Below are 20,641 nucleotides of genomic sequence, written 5' to 3'. Positions count from 1 at the left end.
TATGCAAGGACGCCGGTAGCTGGCCGCCAGCGGTTCCAGCCACCGGCGTCCTTGTGTGCGGGGGAGAGGCAGGCAAAGTCTGAGGACTCTTGCGCTTAGTTTCTGGTCGCCTGGTATATGAAGCTACATGCTATGGGCACGGTCGCTGACCAGTAGCAAGCACCAGCAGAACCTGGGGTGATGTATAACACCGAAAATATGGGCACAAAGAGCTTCTTCGATTTTGCGCTGATAAATAATCTTGTGTATAGTTATCTGAGTGCTCGGGAGAATCGAAAGATTCACCAGAGACAATCGGGTTGTGGCGCAGCTTGGTAGCGCACTTGACTGGGGGTCAAGGGGTCGCAGGTTCAAATCCTGTCAACCCGACAGACAAAGCCCCGGTTACTAGGATAGACACCTAGTAACCGGGGCTTTTTTGTGCCTACTTTTCAAGCCATGCGCCCTGTATGTGCCATCTTCCACCAAAAACCCATCACATTCTTTGGCTGTGGACTGCTAGGTCACAGAGCCTACCTTCTTCACCACTTACGGATGCCTTCTTCTCAGGCATCCCCCTATCTTTCTAGGGAATCGAGGGGTAGAAGCCTGCCTCACCCAATCCACAGGCATGGATGAAGCGATCAGTCATAGCGGCTCTTGCTAGCTTGATGCCATGACACAGCTAGAAACTCTCGCTCAAAAACTACTGACCATTCGTGAACTGAGCGCCCGCTATAGTAGCCGCTACCAGCTGGAAAGAGCCATTGCACGGGGGTGCTATAGCCGGGTAACCCGGGGCACTTACATGCACCGGCGCGACTGGGAGGAACTCACCGGTGAGCAAGGCTACCTGGCCCGAGTGCTTGCTCTGGCCCTACAGAACCAGGGGATAATTTTCAGCCACGAGACTGCGGCTTTACTCCACGGACTGCCTCTGGCTAGTATCCCAGCAAGCGTGCACATCTACAGCCCCTACCGCACCCGGGTGCGGGACTTTACCGTCCATCACGGTGAGCTGCACCTGCCCACTGACAGCACCGTTTTTAGACCGGGGATCCGAGCGACAAGTCTGGCGCGGACTCTTGATGACATGGTCGTGGAGGCCTCTGAACCCCGGCGAACCCTAGTTCGGCTCTAGCGTCACCTCCTGTGTATGAAATTGACCCCCATTCCTGACGGGGTGAATGGGCCGAGCCTTGAGGGCAGAGATTCGACATTCATAAGGGGCCTTGAGGTTGGCTGGCTTCCCTTGATGCAATAAATTATTAGGTATTCAGTTGATTCTTGTATTTACTCTTATTATGATATAAATTACACAGCCAATCGCTAGGGCAAGGGAGTCCTAGAAGGAAAGGAAGTTATGTATATATTGAGGAAAATTTTAGCAGGTAATGCTACAGGTATTCTTGTTACAGGGATGGCCGAAGAGGGCGGCTCCTGCGGCTTATCTCAGTGAAGAGAATATTGACTGAAGATGAGCTTCTAGCGTCAACCTCCCGGCGACGGATAGCAGATTCTTATTGAAAGCCCCTGAAGGTAAACAGTGGTATCGGGTGAATCTTGAAGAGAAACAGCGACGGATATAGATAATGGAGTAACTGTGTATCTAAATCCGGTAACTATCGGCCTGTGTGATGCTGGCTTTGGGGACAAAAAATTAGAACTTTTAAATCAAAGAATGATGGGGAAATAAACCTATATTGTGGCGATTCAGATAGTGGATATGTACATATTAGGGAAAGGCGTGAATCTCTAGGGGAAAGTTAGCAGGGAGGGTTCGAAGGTTGTTGGGATGATTACATGGTTTTAGCCACCCAAGCCTCTTTAGAATCTCCCGCTTACTCTGCAGAAAAACCAAGCCAAAAACCTTGCTACACTAGGCCAATTGAAGTGTATGAAGTTATTAACGGAGCGCCGGTCAAGAAAAAGACAATCAACCCGACTGTCATGATTTCTATGAATAACAAAAAGGTCATTACCTCCTATCCAACAAATAACCATAGGTGCTAACTCATCATGGAAAGAAAATATCTGCCGGAGTTCAGTTTCTACCATACATATTTTCCATTCAATGAGCCTATATACCACAGTAACGGATTCTCGAACTATGAGGAATTTCAAGAATATATAAATAAAATTCCTAGAAAAATATATCAGCAGTGTATTGAGTGGGCTGAAAACTTCGAAAAAGAATTTAAGGAAGATGAAAACGGTGATTTTACATTTTCATCACAAAAAGTTCGGGCAAAAATTGACCGCGAATATATCAGACTAGCGGAGATCCTGGCTGAAGAAGGGCTGGAGTTCAAACTTAGTATATGGTGGTAATAATAAAGTCTTTTAGAGGGGCAAATATATTTGCCCCTCTAAAAGATTTTAACTATCAGGTTTTTCGTGATCCTGAACGTGCCAATCAGCAATTGACCAGGTTGCTCCTGTCTGTTCAGCAATGCACCGGACTGATAGACCTTGGGCAGGGACTTCTGCTGCCTGAAAACCAGCCAGGAGTGGCTGAGGCAACATTGGCGGGCTACTGAAACATAGAGGGGTAGGCCTGGGCGAAAAAATGTAAGCAAGTCCACTGACTTAGGGTGTAAAGGGAAAAAACCTTACCTCTGCTGTGACATAAAGACCCCAAAGCAGCTCTGACAAGGGGCAATAAACGAACAGCGTCATGTCTGCTCGGGGATAGAGCTCAGTCGTAGACTTTAGTGTTTATTGACCCTAAGACGGCTGTGAGCCCACACATTGTTTATGTAATTTTTATGTTTGATTAAGTGGTAATTTAGAAGAGGAATCGTGCAAAAAGCACACAAAACCAACCATGGGGCTAGGCCCCGTACCTAAGGAACCATACACATGTGGCAGCAGGTCTATGACCCACTGAACAATCAAGCACTCTCAGCACTCCTAGCATCCGTCCCTATTCTCGCTTTCCTACTGGGACTCACCGTCTTCAAGCTCAAGGGCCTTCACGCGGCCCTGATCTCTCTGGCATCGGCTGTGGCGCTGGCCGTACTAGTTTTCGGTATGCCTTTTGCGGCCTCCATCTCCGCTATCGGTTACGGCTTCCTCTCCGGCATGTGGCCCATCGGCTGGATCGTTCTGATGGCAGTCTGGCTCTACCGCATTACCGTTCGCGCCGGTAACTTCGAAATCATTCGTAGCTCAGTCTCCGCTATCTCTGCTGACCAGCGCATCCAGGTCCTCCTGATCGCTTTCTGCTTTGGGGGCTTCTTAGAAGGCGCCGCCGGATTCGGCATCCCCATCGCTATCTGCGCAGCTCTGCTCGTGACCCTGGGCTTTGACCCCGTCAAGGCATGTCTTGTTGCCTTGCTATCCAATGTAGCTTCCGGTGCCTACGGAGCTATCGGTATTCCGGTTCTGACCGGCTCCACCGTATCCGGTGTTCCGCAGGCTGACCTGAACGGCATGATGGTCTGGGTGCTTCAAGTAATTACCATCTTCATTCCCCTCCTGCTGGTGATGGTGCTGGATGGCTTGCGGGGCCTTAAAGAAACCGGTCTGGTAGCCCTGGGCCTTGGCCTGCTTGTTTCTGCAAGTCAGGCTGGTGTTCTGGTGATTCTGGGCCCTGAACTCGTTGACATCATTCCCTACCTGCTGGGCCTTGTCGTCCTGGCGCTGGTCATGATGAAATGGCAACCTGCCCACATCTACCGCGAACCCGGCGCACCGAGCCTTGAAGAACTGGGGAAAAACTCAACCGGGTTTACCTTCTCTGGCATCGTCAAGGCATGGAGCCCCTTCATCATTCTTTCGATGATGATTCTGCTCTGGTCAACCCCGCTCATCAAGGGGCTGGTCAAGGCCAAGACCGCTGATGCTGCAGCTGGCGCACTGAACTTCACCACTATCCCGCTTCAGATGCCTGCCCTCCACGGTCAGATCGCCCAAGTCGCTCCCATCGTGGCCCAAGAAACCCCCATGAAGGCGGTATGGAGCTGGAACCTCCTGGGCGCTTCCGGCACAGCTATCTTGATCGCAGCGCTGATTACTATCGCTCTCTCCAACATCTCCTGGTCTGCGGCCTTTGAAGAGCTCGGTGGAGCCTGGAAGCAGCTCTGGCAGCCCATCCTCTTGATCTGCCTGGTCATGGCCGTTGCAAACGTTATGAATTTTGGCGGCATGTCCTCAGCCCTGGCGCTAGCTCTGGCCGCTGCCGGTTCAATCTTCCCGCTGCTCTCACCCGTCATCGGCTGGATCGGCGTATTTGTTACCGGTTCTGTGGTCAATAACAACACTCTCTTTGCTGGGCTTCAGGCCACCACTGCCACTCAGATTGGTGCCGCACCCAGCCTGCTGGTAGCCGCTAATACTGCCGGTGGCGTAGCAGCCAAGGCTGTCTCACCGCAGTCGATTGCTATTGCGGCCGCATCCGTGAACATGTCCGGTCAAGAGTCAAAGATCACCAACGCAGCCATCAAGTTCTCCCTAGCCCTCCTACTCATCCTCTGCATCTGGGTTTATGTCCTGTCCCTGGTCATGCCTGCAGCCTAATGAGCATAAGCCCTAGAGCCTAGAGAGCCCGCCCACCGACCAGGAGGGCGGGCTCTTTTCTGCCCGGTAAGGGAAGATAGCTTGACCTGGGTACAGGTACAGGGTGCAGGTGCTGGGGGCTATGCGCCGGGCGGCTCTCATGGCAGAACCTCAGCTCACAGAGCCCCTTACCAATGAGTGTGCCGGTCATTTACCCTGCCAAGGGGCCTTAGAAGAGTCGCCCCTCTTCCAGGGCGCTAGGGGCTTCCAGGGACAGGAGGAACTGCTTGCGTTCTAAACCGCCAGCATACCCGGTCAGTTTGCCGTCGGCAGACAGCACCCGGTGACAGGGGATAAAGATAGAAATCGGGTTACGGCTTACCGCCTGGCCGACGGCCTGAGCGGGAGCACCAGGGCCCACGATTTTAGAGATAGCACCGTAGCTAGTGGTGTAGCCGTAGGGGATATCCCTCAGAGCCTGCCAGACCGCCAGCTGAAAGTCAGTGCCATCAGGAGACAGCGGAAGATCAAAATCAGTGAGGCCCCCCTCCAAGTAGTCAAGGAGCTGGGCCTGCGCCCTGGTGGGCAAGTGGCAATCACTGATCTCAACCTCCTGCCCCAGCTGATCTTCTGCCGGGAAGTGAGCCTGACCCATAAACCAGGCACCGGTAAGGGCCTGACCATCGGAGGCTAGAATCATCAGACCCAGCGGAGTCAGAGTATGGGCATGGTAGGTCATAGAACTATCTTGTCATACTCGTATTCTTAAAAGCTCTGCCCGCCACACAACATATGTGGCGGGCAGAGGTACTTCCTTCAAAAAAATAAATGGGTTGAGGAATCTGGCGGTTTCTTAGTTCTCTTCTACATCCTCATCTACCCACTCTAGGGTCTTAGAGACGGCTTTCTTCCACAGGCGGTACTGGCGGTCCACTTCTGCCTGGTCCATCTGCGGGGTCCAGCGCTTATCTTCGGCCCAGTTATCAATGACGTCCTGTTCGCCCTCCCAAAAGCCCACCGCAATACCTGCGGCATAGGCCGCACCGAGGGCAGTGGTTTCAATGACCTTGGGGCGAATAACAGGCACACCCAGCAGGTCAGCCTGGAACTGCATGAGGAATTCATTGGCTGTCATACCGCCGTCCACACGCAGTTCTTCCAGCGAAACCTTGGAGCCTGCAGCCTGGGCATCGGCGTTCATAGCGTCCAGGACTTCGCGGGTCTGGAAGGCGGTAGCCTCCAGGGCCGCACGCACAATATGTGCCCGATTGACGTAACGGGTCAAGCCCACAATCACACCACGGGCATCTGAGCGCCAGTGGGGGGCAAAAAGACCGGAGAAAGCAGGCACAACGTAGGCACCGCCGGAGTTCTCAACGCTGGTAGCCAGCTTCTCTGACTCGGCGGCATCATCAATCATCTTGAGGTTATCGCGCAACCACTGGATCAGTGAACCGGAGACTGCTACAGAACCCTCCAAGGCATAGACAGGTGCGGCGTCCCCCAGCTTATAGGCCACAGTGGTCAGCAAGCCATTCTCAGAGATAACAGGCTCGTTGCCAGTGTTCATGAGCATGAAGTTGCCGGTTCCATAAGTATTCTTAGCCATGCCTTTCTCAAAGCAAGCCTGGCCAAAGGTGGCCGCCTGCTGGTCACCAAGAATACCGGAGATGGGGGTGCCGTTGAGCAAGCCCTGGGCCCGGCCGTAGCCGTAAATTTCCGAGGATGACTTAATCTCAGGGAGCATGCTCAGAGGGATACCCATATCCGCTGCGATGGATTCGTCCCACTCTAGGGTGCGGATGTTCATGAGCAGGGTGCGTGAAGCATTGGTGACATCGGTGACGTGCACGCCACCATCCACACCGCCCGTTAGGTTCCAGAGAACCCAGGTGTCGGTATTACCAAAAAGCAGGTCTCCTGCCTCAGCCTTTTGGCGGGCACCTTCGACGTTATCAAGGATCCATTTGATCTTGGGGCCGGAGAAGTAGGTGGCCAGATTCAGGCCCACGATGTCGTGGTACTTGCCGGGGCCAGCTTCACCACCGAGTTCATCACAGATTTTCTGGGTGCGGGTGTCCTGCCAGACAATAGCGTTATAGACCGGCTTACCGGTGGTCTTATCCCAGACCACAGCGGTCTCGCGCTGGTTAGTGATGCCTACCGCAGCGATTTCGTGATGGTTGACCTCAGCTTTGCTCATGGCCTCGCCCACGGCTTTGCGGACGTTCTCCCAGATTTCCATGGGGTTGTGCTCTACCCAGCCGGCCTTGGGGAAGATCTGTTCGTGCTCGTGCTGACCGACGCTCTTAATTTCACCCTTCTTGGTGAAAAGAATGGCGCGGGAGCTGGTAGTTCCCTGGTCGATGGAAAGGATGTATTTCTTGCGTTCTGGAAGCTGTGACATAGTCCAACCTTTTCTGTGAGGGTAAACCCCTCTTTGGGCTTACCGGGTGTATAGGGGTGGTTTTAGAGAGCCAGGATGGCGGGGATAATCAGGGCCGCTAGGCTAGCGCCAAGGAGGGGGCCAACAACAGGAACCCAGGAGTAGGCCCAGTCACTAGAGTCCTTAGCCTTGATAGGCATCAGGGCATGGGCTATACGGGGGGCTAAATCACGGGCGGGGTTGATAGCGTAGCCGGTGGGGGTACCCAGGGACAGGCCAATAGCCACAACGATCAGGGCAACAGCCAAAGGCCCCAGACCCGAGGGAGTGCGACCGGAGGCCACCACGAAACCCACCAAGACAAAGGTGCCGACGGCTTCGGTTAGCAGGTTCCAGCCGTAGGAGCGGATGGCAGGTGCAGTGCAGAAAATCCCCCGGGTGGTTCCCGGCTCAGCCTCATCAAAGTGCTTCTTGTAGACCAGGTAAGCACCCCAGGCACCCAGGAAAGCACCAATCATTTGGCCAGCCACATAAACAAGTAGCGCGCTCATGGAGGGAGCGATTCCGGGGGCAAAATCATTACCCGCCACGAGTTGGCCCAGAGTGACCGCCGGGTTCAGGTGGGCCCCAGAAGGCGCCCCAATGTAGACCGCCGCAAAGACAGCAAAACCCCAACCAAAGGCAATAGTCAGCCAGTCTGTGTTCTTGGCCGCCGACTTGGGTAGGGTGACCGCCGCGCAGACTCCAGCGCCCATCAAAATGAGGGTTGCGGTTCCTAAAATCTCCGAAAAGAAGGCGCCTAACAAGGTGGCGTTACCCTCTGCGGTCACCAGGGCGCTGGCCTGGGCAGTAGCCTGGACAGTGGCCTCAGCGCCAGCTACCAGTAATGAGCTCATCATTGACCTCTTTCACGTCATTGTGGTGGGTGCAACCCCGGAGGGCTGCACCCATGATTGGATATAAATAGGTGGTTTAGCTCAAGCCAAAAGCTAGTGAGCTTGTTCAACCGCTTGGCGAGGAGCCACCGGGGTCGCCCCCAGAACTTCTGCGGCTGCCTCAGAATCTGTGATCAGTTGCTGGGCGGCGGCAATAGCCTGGACCCGCTCACCATAGAGCTTTTTCTCCTGCTGGCAGGTCTGCTCGTCCCAGCCCAGCTCCTGCGCCATAATCTCGATAATTTCATCGGCGGCTGACAGGCCCCGGTCCTTTGCCTCCAGATCCAGGCGGATACGGCGGACCAGGACGTCCTCAAGGTGCAGGGCACCTTCGGCCCGCACCGCCTGGAGCACATCGGCCCGCAGGAACTGGGGGGCTTCAGCCAGGGGAGTGCCCCAGGACGAATCCTGCTCAATGAGGGCAATAATATCTGCTAGCTCAGATCCATAGCGCTCCAGCAGGTGCTCTACGCGGTCGGCACCCCAACCGTTCTCGCCTGCCAAAGCCTCTGACCGGGAGGCAAGAGCCTCATAGCCCTCGGCACCGACCAGCTTAATGTTTTCGGTCACCGATGGCAGGTTCTTGGCACGACGCCCTAGAGCAAAGTCCACCGCGTCCTGAGCCATGACCCGGTAGGTGGTCAGCTTACCACCGGCGATTGCGCTCATGCCGGGGGCAATTTCCATGACGGTGTGCTCACGGGAGACCTTGGTAGAAGCGGCCGCCTCGCCCTTCTTGGCAACCGGCTGTAGCAGGGGGCGCAGGCCCGCGTAGGTGCTGATGATGTCGTCCTCGGTCAGCTCATCTGCAATCAGCTTGTTGGCTTGATCTAGCACATAGCGGATATCGGCCTTGGTTGCCACGGGGCGCTCGCGGTCCTCGGTGTAGGGGGTATCGGTGGTGCCGATAATCCAGTAGCGCTGCCAGGGAATGATAAACAGTACAGACTTCTCGGTCTTGGTGAAGATGCCGCTACTGGCCTTGATGCGCTCACGGGGAACAATAATGTGAACGCCCTTAGAGGCTAGGACTTCCAAGCCCTTGTTTGAGGTGGCCATAGATTCGGTTTCTTCGGTCCACACGCCGGTGGCGTTAATAATGTGGCCTGCACGCACGGTCTTTTCCTGGCCGGTCTCTAGGTCAACAATCTGGGCACCGGTGACACGGCCCGAGGCGTCTTTCTCAATGGCAGTTACCTGTGTACGGGAAGCGGCCAGAGCGCCGTAGCCTGCGGCGGTGCGAACCAGGTCGATGACCAGGCGGGCATCATCGACCCGGGCATCGTAGAACTGGATAGCGCCGCTAAAGGCTGAGTCCTTGATGCCGGGGAAAACCCTCTTGGTTCCTTCCTTGCTGAAGTGACGCTGGGCCGGTACAGCGCGGTGGCCACCGGCCCCTAGGAAGGCCATGGTGTCGTACATGCCGATGCCCACAGCCGAGTATGCTCGTTCCACTACCGGCATTTTAAGGGGCCAGAGGAAGGGTTGAGCCTTGACCAGGTGGGGGGCGGTGCGCTCCAGGAGCAGGCCGCGCTCTTTGAGAGCTTCGGCTACCAGCTTGAAGTCTAGGTTGTAGAGGTAGCGCAGGCCACCGTGAACCAGTTTGGAGGACCAGGCGCTGGTTCCAGCAGCCCAGTCGCCAGCTTCGACAATGGCGGTGCGAAGCCCGCGGGTTGCTGCGTCCAGGGCGATACCTGCGCCGGTCACACCCCCGCCAATGACGAGGATATCGACCCCGGCCTCATCGGTCATGGCGTCGAGAGCCTGGCTACGGGACTGAGCGCTGAGCTGGGATTGGGTGGTGAAGGTGGCTGTCATGAGGTTTTCCTTTGACGATGGTGCCGGTAAAAGTGTCTAAGACCATTTGAGCGCCCACAGTTGCCCAGAAGCCAGCAAGCTGAACAAAATTTCATTTAGAATAAAAAGATGGTGAACAAAAGTGAAAATCTGCTGGTTGAAGCAGCCCAGCTTTACTACGGCGAACAGCAGACCATGGCGGCTATAGCCAGCCACCTCGGGGTGTCCCGGCCCACGGTGTCCCGTCTGCTTAAAGCCGCCCGTGACACCGGGGTGGTGACCATCCACATCAAGGAACAGCCCCACCGGGGGCACCCGCTGGAACGACGCCTAGCGGACCTCTACCGGGTGCGGGTGCAGGTGGTGCGCCCACCCGATCACGCCACCGAACAGGTCAGGATGCGCCGAGTGGCTATCGCTACCGCCCAGCTGGTGGACTCTCTCATGGTTGCGGGCACCACCCTGGGGGTGGCTTGGGGTTCTACCGTCACCGAGGTAGCCCAGTACCTACCCAAACGTCACCTAGAGGGCGTGACCGTTGTCCAGCTCAACGGGGCAGGTAACGCCAGCCACACCGGCATCCCCTATTCCGGCGCCATTTTGGGGCAGGTTTCAGCGGCCTACGGGGCGCAGATGGTTCACTTCCCGGTCCCGGCCTTCTTTGATTTTGCCGACACCAAGGCCGCCATGTGGCGCGAGCGCAGTATTCGCGGCGTGCTGGCCGTTCAACGTAAGGCGGATGTGGCACTTTTTGGGGTGGGCGCCTTTGGCGGGGCCATTCCCTCCCACGTCTACGCCGGCCGTTACTTTGACACCCAGCAATTAGCGGACCTGCGGGCACAGGGGATTGTGGGGGACGTGTGTACCGTCATGGTGCGTCAGGACGGCACCTGGGCCGACCTGGACGTCAACCGGCGGGCAAGCGGCCCGACCCCGGCCGAGCTGGCAAAAATCGGGCGCAGGGTCTGCGCCGCCGCCGGCAAACACCGAGCCGCCGCCCTGCGTGGGGCACTGACCACCGGGGCTATCACCGACCTGGTGGTAGATGTGGAACTGGCTGAGCAGCTGCTCTAGGTGCTCAGCAAGAAGTTGCATTGATGGAGGGCTAAGAAAGTTTACGCGTATGATTGGGCTTCCAACTCACCATTTTCGAATATTTGTTCTATTCTTGGGTTGTGGCAAACCGAAGAAGATTCCCCCACAAGGAGGTGTGCTGTTGCCTACTTATCCAGATGTAAAAATGATTTATATTGATGATTCAGGCCGGCCACAATCAGGCCTGGTTGTATACGGGTGGATTGAATTTTCGCAATCTGAATGGCGAGCGGTGATGAGGACATGGCTGGACTTCCGAAAAGACCTCTGGCGGAAGTACAGAATCCCGGTGGACAAAGAGTTACATACAACAGAGTTCGCAAACGGACGAGGTGATCTTTCTAAGAAGTTTCCTGATCAGTTCCGTGGGCCTGATGGAACCCCCTATAAGAAAGATTTCGGGCAACATATCGCTGTGCTTTGCTTGCAACAAATTTCCAGTATTCAAGGGGTGCGGTTAGGTGCTGCTTATAGGGAGGGAAACCCTGCGGAATTAGCCCATATACGTACTGATTTATACAGGATGCTGGTATCCGATGCTGATGCTCGCCTTAAACTTCAAGGGGCTCTGGGACATATCTATATGGATGGCGAGGACAGCATGTACCGTCATGTTCATAGGGAGCTGAAACTTCAAGATAGAACTATTATTGAAGACCCAGTAATGCTGAGTTCTAAAGAATCACAGCTGATACAGATGGCTGATTTGGTGGCTTGGAGTGCTTACAGCTCTGTTAATCAGCATCCTAGCCAGAAGTTTGCTTGGAACTGGTACGGTGATTATTTGGCTACCAGGGACCCATACCGCAGACCTCGTGAGATGTAGTTATTTAAACAGCTAGATCCCCTGATTCTCCACGTACGGGAGAGGGGATCCGCTCTTTAAGCATATGGCGTGTAGCGTAAAAGAACAAGCTTAAGCTATTGGCTATGAGAAGCTGCTCTGCAAGGTAACGATACAGAAGCACATCGCTAGAAGGAATAGGGGCCCTAGCACCGATACTCAAAGGAGGTCTTAGACCACAGTAAGCCGTGCCCCGCCATCCTCGTCGGTTGTTTCGTCGCGCAGGCGCTCGTAGAGGCCCAGATCCAACATGAGGCTCATGAACTTATCAGCCGGCATTTTACGAACAAAGTCCAGGAGCTCGTTGGTGTCGGAGCCGTAGGACCAGAGCATGGTGGCTAGGCCGTTGCGGGCCTTCTTGGAATGGGCGAAGTCGTCCTTGGTGTTAGCGGCGGCGCTCTGGCGCAGGCCTTCGTCCTTGGATGCCTCAGCTACAAAGGTCGTGGCGAAGGCAACCTGGTACTCGTCCGAGAGGCTCAAGCCCTTAAAGTACTCATTGACCAGGTCTATCAGGGCTGACCTAGCTTTTGATTCCCTTTCCTTGATGGTGGCTAGACCGGCCTCGGTCATACCTCGTAGCCCTACCTTGGGGGCTGATGAAAGCCCCAGGTTCTGGTTCTCTTTCATCTTTTCGAGTTTGTAGTGGGTGAGCACGATATCGTCGATATCGAGAACGTCGGGGGAGGCCGCATCCAGGGTGAAGCCGCGCAGACGGCGGGCGAGCAAATCCGCAAAGGCCGACAGTTTCTCGTAGTAGGGGTTCCCGAAATTGAAAATCTGCGAGAAGAAAGCGTAAGACTTCACATACTGTTGCAGGGTAGCCCGGAACTCCAATAGAACCTCAAGTTCAGCGGCGGCGTCAGCACTGCTACCGGGGGATCTGGCATCTTGCTGGGCGTTGAACCAGCGCCGCTTGAAACGGTCTACCGGCACGGCCAACAGAGAGTCATAGGAGGCCTGGCGGGCACCGGGCTTGCACCACTTTAGCCAGAACTGCTCAACATCAGCCGGGGTATAGATACCGGTGGCCTCTAGTTTATCGATCTGGCTATCGATCAGACTGAGGTCGGATTCAGTCTCAATGGTAGCGTCCTCGTAATAGGTTGCGAAGGCTTCAAGAATCTGTTTGGGGTCGTTCACAAAGTCCAGGACATAGGTGTTCTGCTTGCCTTCGGCTCGGCGGTTGAGCCGGGAGAGAGTTTGCACGGCGGTGATGCCGGAGAGCTTTTTATCCACGTACATGGCAACCAGGAGCGGCTGGTCAAAGCCGGTCTGGTACTTGTTGGCGACCACCAGGATGTTCTGGTCGGGCTGGTTGAAGAAGGTCGCCAGGTCTTGCCCGCGTAGCTCCGGGTTCATGCTGGCCTCGGTTACGGTGGGCACGGGAGCATCATTGTTGAGTGGGCGAATGTCTGGGTCTGGTAGTTCGCCGGAGAAAGCGACCAGGGTTTTGAGCGGTAGCTTTTTCTCTGCAATAGCTTTTTGGAAGGCACGCTGGTACTTGACGGCTGCTACCCGGGATCTGGTAACAACCATTGCTTTAGCCTTGCCGCCGAGCTCCTTCTGCACCGTGCCCTGGTAGTGTTCCAGAATCACAGCAACCTTAGAGGCCACATTGGTGGGGTGCAGGTCAACAAAGTCAATGAGTGCGCGGGTGCCCTTGCGAATATCAATTTCGTCATCGGCTCCGGTGGACTCGTTGCGCTGGGCGATACGCGCGGCCATATCGTAGGTGGTGTAGTTCTGAAGAACATCAAGAATGAAGCCCTCTTCAATGGCCTGCTTCATGGAGTAGAGGTCAAAGGGCACGTGCGCGCCACCGTCAGCCGGGCGGCGGCCAAACACCTCAAGCGTCTTCTCTTTGGGCGTTGCCGTAAAGGCAAAGAAGGAAACCTGTTCACCTGACCCCACCACACGCTGAGCCATGCGGGTCATGGCCTCCTGGTCAGCCTCCGAATCGCCCTCTTCAAACTCAAGAGAAACCTCTGTGTTGAGCATTTTCTTAATAGAATCGGTGGCCTCACCTGATTGGGAGGAGTGAGCCTCATCCGCAATAACGGCAAAGCGGCGCCCCGCTAGTTGGCCACCTTCCTTGGTCATTTCTTCCATAGCAAAGGGGAAGGTTTGCAGGGTCACACCGATAATGGGAGTGCCGCTGGTCAGCGCTTCGACCAGTTGCTTAGATTTGGATTCCCCATTACCGCGTGTAACGGGCATAAAGATACCGGGAATGGTGACCAGCTGGTCAATGGCATCTTGCAGTTGCCTGTCGAGTACCTGCCGGTCGGCAATCACGATGATGGAGTCGAAAACGCGCTCGCCGGTTGCTGAGTGCAGGTTAGAGAGCTGGTGGGCGAGCCAGGCAATGGAGTCAGTTTTGCCGGAGCCTGCTGAGTGCTGGACCAGGTACTTGTTGCCTGCGCCTTCGGCCCGTGCGGCGGCAATGAGCCTGGTGACGGCTCGCCACTGGTGGTAGCGGGGGAAACGGGTTGAGGCTTTGGTGAGGGTTCGCCCGGTGAGTGGGTCTTTGACTTTTTGGTGGTTGGTGTAGATGAACTTGGTGATGATTGTCAGCCAGGTGTCGCGGTCTAGGATTTCACGCCAGAAGTAGCTGGTGGCTAGGTCGCCTTCTACCGGTGGGTTGCCTGCGCCGCCTTTGTGCCCTCGGTTGAAGGGGAGGAAGACGGTGGATTTTCCGGCCAGGCGGGTGGTCATGGCGATTTCGTCTTGGGTGAGGGCGAAGTGGACCAGGGCGCCACGGTGTTCTTGTAAGAGCGGGGAGGTTTTGGGGTCGCGGTCTTCGCGGTATTGCCGGGTGGCGTGCGCTAGGGTTTGGGCGTATTCGGACTTGATTTCGATGGTGGCTACGGGGAGCCCGTTAACAAAGAGGACGAGGTCGATGCGGCTGAGCTGGTTGTGGGGGTCGTAGCGGACTTCTTCTACAACGCGCAGGATATTGGCCTGGTAGAGCTTGGCGACTTCTGGGTTGCGGTTGTCTTGGGGCGGGGGTGCTAGGAGCTTGAAGTCGCGGCGGGCACCGAGCACGCGGAAGCCTTTGCGGAGGGTGTTGAGGGGGCCACCGCCGTTTTCTTCTGGCAGGCTGAGCTTTTTGGTGAGGGCGGTGATGATGCGTTCCTGCGCCGCGGCTTGGGCTGATGCGGGTTCATCTGGGTTTACCAGGGAGCGGTAGGCTACGGGGTCGCTTATCTCTAGCCAGGTGAAGAGGTCTTGCGGGTAGAGCGCGTTTACGGGGTCGTAGCCGTCTGAGCTGGGGGAGTGTTGCCAGCCGTGAGCCGCCAGGTGGGCGCAAATTTCCTGCTGGAGAGGACGTTCAAGATGAGTGCGCAACATAGTTCTTACCTTATCTATAATAAATTGAATAACTTTCAGAGAATCTCGTATTAATAAATTCTGTCATGTTCATAAAAAAATGACCGAGATTATTGATTTGACTAACGACGAAAGGAGATGGATGTTTATATTGACCATTTGCCCCAGCAAAGCAATAAGATCCGATTGGAAAATTTGTCATAATTGAATTGTTCCAATTTTTTATTGAACCATGGTGTGGAACAGTTATTGAATCGCAATGAATTTTAAACTTATCAAATAATTTATTAAAGTCGTTGACATTTCTGTTTGATGCTAATGGGGCATCTCCTGTGCCAATCCAACCAGGTCTAGGGTTCCATTTGGCTAAACGTGATTTGGAGGCTTGATTCACACTCATATGTTTAGAGTTGAAAGTTTTATAATTTTTTGATTTATTTTCAGGAGGGCCTGAATAGACGCAAAGGGAAGTGTTGTTCAAATCTCTTAGACCCCTCTGGTTTCTGTAGCACTGTTTCAGTAAATTGAGATTATTTGTGAATAGCTTATCTCTAAAATGAGAATCATTTATTTTTGATAGTAGGTCAATTTTGGACATGCTAAGAGAAGCAGATAAATCATCATAAAATCCATCTCTTTTATCATAGGAAGGTAATACACTAAAAGAAAAGTTCCAAACGCTGAAGTGTGCCGAGTTCCCACCAAAAGACAATCCCGGCAAAGAAGTGCTACGTGACCTATCCATATCTTCAGGGGGGACCGCTATCACCTCATTCGCATATTCATTTAAATAATCATCAATGCTGAATAATATACTGCGGATACTTTGATTTCGAGGAGATGATGCTAAATAAACCAGCTCCGACAGCTCAAGAAAGGGGTAATAAATTTTTTTAATTTCCTTACCCATGTTACTAAGTTGTTTATATAGATATGAGATTCCACTGATATGATCTTTGTCTAGATGAGAAATAAACAATAAATCGATATCAGCATTACCAATTGTTAACAAGTATTCATCAATCTCTCGCTCAATAAAAACTTGAGAACTGTTGGTTCCGCAATCATACACCATATTTACCGTTTGTGTTCCGGAGGTGGTTGGGATATGCAGTTGTTGAGAGGTAAAAAGACCTGCTCCGACAGCCCAGTAGTATCGACCAAGTTTAATCGGGCTAGACCAGCAACCGCAGTCTGATTTTATATCTATTGAATACACTTTATTTTACCTCCAAATATGTGCGGAATTAGCATCGAATAGTTTATATTCAATACTATTTTTTCTTGGATTCTTTTTAATGATTTGGTTTCGGCGACTAATTATTTCGTTCAAGCTTTTTATAAGCTGTTGATTGGTTTCAGAATGAATATTTCCGTATATAGATACAGCCAACTTCTGAATATTTGAAGAAGCAATCGCGTTTGCAATATGTTGATCGTTCAAACTCAGCGATAAACCATATATAACTAAGGCGCCACCTCGGCCGGCCAGAGAACGATGCCCATGGCTTAAGAATGCGCTTTCATCGACTCGCTTTAATTTTGTTTCAGCACTACCTTCAGCTACAACTAAGGGATAATTGTCTTCTTCAAGGAATTTTCGCGTTTGATCGATTAAAGCTTTTTTTGTTCTTTTATAAGTGATTTTCCGGATCGAACCGTCTTTGCCATCTTTAAAAAAATGCAAAGCGCCATGAAGATAAAAAATATTTTCACCCGAATGGTGCAGTCTGTCCCAAATTACATAAGGTTCATCGCTGTTGCGACTGTAAAAACCATCTCTATGGATAAAATCAGGATCATGAGCTCCTTGAGAGTCTTGCATCAGGGCCCAATAGAGCAAATAATCATAATTTGTTGTGTAGTAATTTTCAAATTTTCTTAAAAATTTTCTACAATTGACGTACTCTTGCTGTGTTACTTCGAATGGTCTATCTGAATGTAATTCAGCGATAGATTCAGCTAGTATTCTCTTTACCTCTGCAGCCTCGTGTCGGAATTGAATTATTTCATTTTTAAATTTATTGGAGTCAGTGACTTCAAGGGTGTTCGCAGTTTGCTCTAACTTGTGTATTACTTCTTCAAAATCTTTAGAGTTTTGTTTTTTAAAAATATTTTTAGAAAGTGGAAGTGCTGAAATTTTTGAAGAAGCAACTTCAAGCAGGGCACTGTAAGAGAATTTATCTGGAGCGTAAGAGATGCTGAACCCATTGCCCAGTAGAAGATTCGGTTTTTTCCAAACTATTTCATTTCTTCTGGTAACATTTGAAGACCATTCATAGCAATCATTAAATTCTAATATTTCCATTCATAAATCCTAACTGCAGAAAGAGGTTGATAGTAGGCTACTTCTTAACTCTATGAGGTTTTCGATTGATTTATCGATGTCAGTAGTTATTTCCTTGTAGATTTTTTCTGCTGAATGATATTTTTTGGCTGCCGATAGCTGGCTATTCCATTTGGGTAAATTGATCATACATGATGCAACATCGCCTAGATATATTCCAGGTTGTGCTGAAGTTTTTATTCCCAGTGAAAGCTGCTGTTGAAATTTGTGAGAGCTCATCACCAGTTTTAGATAATCACTAGTAATTAACTTTTCGTTAGGTCTGAAGAATCCGACGCTACGTTGAAAAGGAAGCGTCTGATCTAGGTTGTACAGAGAAGTTCTGCCATATGTGGCACCCACTAGAATCATCATCACGTCACCCTTTTTGGGGAAACCAGAAGCAGTAATCTGAGCAGCTTCCTCTAAAGAAATCCGCGATTCGTCCTCAGAAATGACAAGTTCACCGCTGCTGATGTTCTTTGCGGAGAGCAAAACCTCACCACCTGAGCTGACTCTAGGGTGAGTACCGTGAGTGCCATCTTTAAGTCCCTTTAGAACTCTTGATAAGCGAACCTCTTGACCACCAGCTTCCAAGATAACTTGCTCTTTTTTGGCTTCAAACTGCTCTTTCAGTAGTTCCTTAAGCTTTAGCTGGTCAGCAATTAGCCCATCAATCTCTGCCAGCTCGCGATCAAGGTTATTAGAAATTTTCTTTTGCTCATCAAGACTGGGTACTGGCACTTTTATCGAGGCTAATAATCCTCCTGTAATATTCGCCAAACCCGTCGAAGTTGTAGATGCTAGCTTGAGCGCTTCTTTGAAAGCTGAAGATTGAAAGACATACCAAAAATACTTAGGGTAATGTCCTGGTTTTAAGCGAAGACGTTGCATAAAATTTGAAAATGATGGATTGAGATCAAGGACTGATTCGTCTACAATCGTTGTTTTCCCAATATGTAATTGACTTCCTGAAGACTTAGTAACAAGTAAGTCCCCTAACTCAAGAGCGGTGCGTGCTTTTTCTGAAGATGAAATACTTCTAGGGGCAGGGTCATCAATAATCCATTTACCATCCTGCGTTTGTTCTGTGGAACGAAGAACTAAAGTGTCTTGCTCCCCTGTAGGGTCATTACCCCAAGTACCGCCATCATTTTTACTAAGAAGATAACCGAGAGGAACTAGAGGAAAATCTCCATCCCAAAAATGTTCATTCATTACCCCATCACCTCGTCCAGGTGCTTCCGAATTCTGCCCAGTACCTCTTTGAGGTCGCGGTCTATTTCTTCCAACGGGCGGGGTGGCACATACTCGTAGAAGTGGCGGGTAAAGGGAATCTCCGCGCCCTCTTTCGTCTTGGCTTCATCAATCCACGCATCTGGCACAAAGGGTTTAACCTCCCGCTCCACATACTCGTGGATATCCTCGCCCCAAGGCACGTTCTCCGTATCGCGCAACTCGCTATCCGCTACCTGCTTACCAGCCTTCAAGACCGGGGTTGCGGTCTCGTCCTTTACCGCCAGCTCATCCACCAACTTAGCCAGAGCCGCAGGCTTAACCGTCACACCTGCCTCCGCCAACACCTTCAAAAGCACAGCCTGAACATCCGCCTTGACCGTGGACACCGCACCGGCGGTCTGCTCCACCTGCTTATTCAAGCCAGTCGCCAGAGCCTCCTTAGCCTCAGTCGACAGCTTTAACTTAGCCAGCTCCTTAGAACCCAGCAGACGCCCCACCCGCTCAGCCGTAAAACCCCAGTTCAAGCGCAGAGGGCGCTCCACCGTAATCGTGCGGTACAAGAACTCCTCACGGTCAAACACCTTAGAACGCTTATCGTCCGCAGCATCAAAAGCGGCAAAGAGCCGGGTAATCTCCGCAATATGCTCTGTCGACAGGCGCTTACGCTTAGAACCCACCGACTTACGCATCTTCTCAAACATATCCGTGGCATCAATCAGCTGAATCTTGCCCTTACGCTCAGCCTTCTTCTGCTTATTCAAAACCCAAATGTAGGTGCTGATACCGGTGTTATAGAACATGTCAGTGGGTAGGCCAATAATGGCCTCCAAATAGTCATGGTCCAGCACCCACTTACGGATATTGCTCTCACCTGAGCCAGCCCCACCCGTAAACAGAGGCGAACCATTCAGAACAATCGCGGCGCGGCCACCCACCTGGGGCACACCGTCACGGACTTGACCCGGCTCACGTAACTTAGCAATCAGGTGCTGAAGAAAGAGCAGGGAACCATCAGAAACGCGGGGCAGGCCAGCACCAAAACGGCCGTGGAAGCCCATGCTCTTATGCTCGTCCTCCACAAAAGCCTTAGCGGTCTTCCAATCCACCCCAAAAGGCGGGTTGGACAGCCCAAAGTGGAAGGTACGCCCCTCAAAAGCCGGGGCAGTGAGAGTATTACCCAGGACGATGCTATCCACCTCCTGGCCCTTAACCACCATGTCCGCCTTACAAATTGCGTAGGACTCAGGGTTGAGTTCCTGGCCCAGCAGGATCACATCGGCGGTGGGGTTAATGGCCTTAATCTTTTCCTCCGCCACAGAGAGCATACCGCCGGTACCTGCTGTGGGGTCATAGACCTCACGCACAATATAGTCGGTGCGCAGGTCCTCATCATCGGCCAAGAGCAGGGTCACCATCAGCTCAATGACCTCACGCGGGGTGAAGTGCTCACCGGCAGTCTCGTTAGAGGCCTCCGCGAACTTGCGAATCAGCTCCTCAAAGATATTGCCCATCTGCTCATTGCTGACTTTATCCGGGTGCAAATCAACCTTGGCAAAGTGCTGCATGACCTGAAAGAGCAAGTCATGCGATTCAAGCTCGGCAACCGTATCCTCAAACTTGTACTTCTCAAAGATATCGCGCACATTCGCGGAGAACCTGTTGATGTAATCGCGCAGGTTAATGGCCAGAGTATCGGGGTCGTTCGTGATGGTTTTAAGGTTGTGACGCGACAGGTTATAGAAACTGTAGTGGTGCTCCGCCTGGGAAGCGAGCATGGCCAACGGGACATCGTCCAGCTGGTAGCCCTCGGCTGCTTTCACAACGGCCTCTTTAGTCGGGGCTAGGGTGGCGTCCAGGCGGAAGAGCACGGTAAAGGGCAGAATAATCTGGCCATACTGGTGTTGCTTATATGTCCCGCGCAAGACATCGGCTACGTTCCAAATAAACTGAGAATGATTCAAAGACGACACAAGCTACCCTTCACAAACGGTCAGCCCCGGTCAGGGGCCTTACAGATAATTCTAAGGGAGCGGTGCCTTCTAGGGGGAGTCTCACCGCGGTTCAAAGGGGGTCCGCTTTCCCGTCAATCTTGAAGAAGCCGTAATACATTGAGTGAAAATCAGGTCATACCGTTCATGAAATTCAGGTAATAGAGTATATGAAAACACGGTAATAGAGTTGTCTGACAAGTGATAATATCTAGTTATGAA

The 20,641-nt window shown here is 52.4% G+C and carries 14 protein-coding genes and 1 tRNA gene; 6 read left to right on the top strand and 9 right to left on the bottom strand.

Features of this window, described 5'->3' with window-relative positions; genetic code table 11:
* The first annotated feature begins 295 nt into the window (after window positions 1–295).
* From ACN085_RS03975 to ACN085_RS03960, 4 genes are all read left to right on the top strand, one after another.
* A tRNA-Pro gene (locus ACN085_RS03975) sits at window positions 296–369 on the top strand.
* 286 nt (window positions 370–655) lie between these two features.
* Window positions 656–1,120 carry a hypothetical protein gene (locus ACN085_RS03970; protein ID WP_419110677.1) on the top strand — a complete coding sequence of 155 codons (465 nt, stop codon included), beginning with the start codon at window positions 656–658 and terminating at the stop codon, window positions 1,118–1,120.
* A gap of 878 nt (window positions 1,121–1,998) precedes the next feature.
* Window positions 1,999–2,310, top strand: a complete 312-nt coding sequence (locus ACN085_RS03965) for a hypothetical protein (protein ID WP_419110676.1) — start codon at window positions 1,999–2,001, stop codon at window positions 2,308–2,310.
* A 531-nt stretch (window positions 2,311–2,841) separates the two neighbouring features.
* The gene (locus ACN085_RS03960; protein WP_419110675.1) at window positions 2,842–4,500 is read left to right on the top strand and encodes an L-lactate permease; all 1,659 of its coding nucleotides are present in this window, start codon (window positions 2,842–2,844) and stop codon (window positions 4,498–4,500) included.
* A gap of 208 nt (window positions 4,501–4,708) precedes the next feature.
* Here the strand turns inward: ACN085_RS03960 and ACN085_RS03955 are convergent, their stop codons facing one another.
* The 4 genes from ACN085_RS03955 to ACN085_RS03940 all read right to left on the bottom strand — a co-directional run bounded on the left by ACN085_RS03955 (window position 4,709) and on the right by ACN085_RS03940 (window position 9,618).
* On the bottom strand, window positions 4,709–5,218 hold the full coding sequence (locus tag ACN085_RS03955; protein WP_419110674.1) for a methylated-DNA--[protein]-cysteine S-methyltransferase: 510 nt from the start codon (window positions 5,216–5,218) through the stop codon (window positions 4,709–4,711).
* 114 nt (window positions 5,219–5,332) lie between these two features.
* Window positions 5,333–6,886: a glycerol kinase GlpK gene (gene glpK / locus ACN085_RS03950; protein ID WP_419110673.1), complete on the bottom strand. Its 1,554-nt coding sequence runs from the start codon at window positions 6,884–6,886 to the stop codon at window positions 5,333–5,335.
* A gap of 62 nt (window positions 6,887–6,948) precedes the next feature.
* Entirely contained in the window at window positions 6,949–7,761 is an 813-nt protein-coding gene (locus tag ACN085_RS03945) for an MIP/aquaporin family protein (RefSeq protein WP_419100118.1), read from the bottom strand.
* Window positions 7,762–7,854: 93 nt separating this feature from the next.
* Window positions 7,855–9,618 carry an FAD-dependent oxidoreductase gene (locus ACN085_RS03940; protein ID WP_419110672.1) on the bottom strand — a complete coding sequence of 588 codons (1,764 nt, stop codon included), beginning with the start codon at window positions 9,616–9,618 and terminating at the stop codon, window positions 7,855–7,857.
* Between the two features lie 108 nt (window positions 9,619–9,726).
* Here ACN085_RS03940 and ACN085_RS03935 point away from each other — a divergent pair, with 108 nt between their 5' ends.
* Both ACN085_RS03935 and ACN085_RS03930 read left to right on the top strand, forming a co-directional pair.
* Window positions 9,727–10,671 (top strand): sugar-binding transcriptional regulator, encoded by a 945-nt coding sequence (locus ACN085_RS03935; RefSeq protein WP_419110671.1) that lies wholly within the window; start codon window positions 9,727–9,729, stop codon window positions 10,669–10,671.
* 136 nt (window positions 10,672–10,807) lie between these two features.
* Window positions 10,808–11,518, top strand: a complete 711-nt coding sequence (locus ACN085_RS03930) for a DUF3800 domain-containing protein (RefSeq protein ID WP_419110670.1) — start codon at window positions 10,808–10,810, stop codon at window positions 11,516–11,518.
* Between the two features lie 189 nt (window positions 11,519–11,707).
* Here ACN085_RS03930 and ACN085_RS03925 read toward each other — a convergent pair whose 3' ends face one another.
* The 5 genes from ACN085_RS03925 to ACN085_RS03905 are packed head-to-tail and all read right to left on the bottom strand — an operon-like array spanning window position 11,708 to window position 20,401.
* Window positions 11,708–14,887 carry a type I restriction endonuclease subunit R gene (locus ACN085_RS03925; protein WP_419110669.1) on the bottom strand — a complete coding sequence of 1,060 codons (3,180 nt, stop codon included), beginning with the start codon at window positions 14,885–14,887 and terminating at the stop codon, window positions 11,708–11,710.
* 10 nt (window positions 14,888–14,897) lie between these two features.
* Window positions 14,898–16,085, bottom strand: a complete 1,188-nt coding sequence (locus ACN085_RS03920) for an MBL fold metallo-hydrolase (RefSeq protein WP_419110668.1) — start codon at window positions 16,083–16,085, stop codon at window positions 14,898–14,900.
* A gap of 6 nt (window positions 16,086–16,091) precedes the next feature.
* Complete coding sequence (locus ACN085_RS03915; protein WP_419110667.1) at window positions 16,092–17,174, bottom strand: DUF4917 family protein; 1,083 nt, start codon at window positions 17,172–17,174, stop codon at window positions 16,092–16,094.
* A 9-nt stretch (window positions 17,175–17,183) separates the two neighbouring features.
* On the bottom strand, window positions 17,184–18,410 hold the full coding sequence (locus tag ACN085_RS03910; RefSeq protein ID WP_419110666.1) for a restriction endonuclease subunit S: 1,227 nt from the start codon (window positions 18,408–18,410) through the stop codon (window positions 17,184–17,186).
* Entirely contained in the window at window positions 18,410–20,401 is a 1,992-nt protein-coding gene (locus ACN085_RS03905) for a type I restriction-modification system subunit M (RefSeq protein WP_419110665.1), read from the bottom strand. The genes ACN085_RS03910 and ACN085_RS03905 overlap by 1 nt, the downstream gene beginning before the upstream one ends.
* Between the last annotated feature and the right edge of the window lie 240 nt (window positions 20,402–20,641).

The sequence above is a fragment of the Rothia sp. P4278 genome (assembly GCF_048512945.1).
Taxonomy (GTDB): Bacteria; Actinomycetota; Actinomycetes; order Actinomycetales; family Micrococcaceae; genus Rothia.
This window is presented reverse-complemented; position numbering and strand designations above follow the sequence as displayed.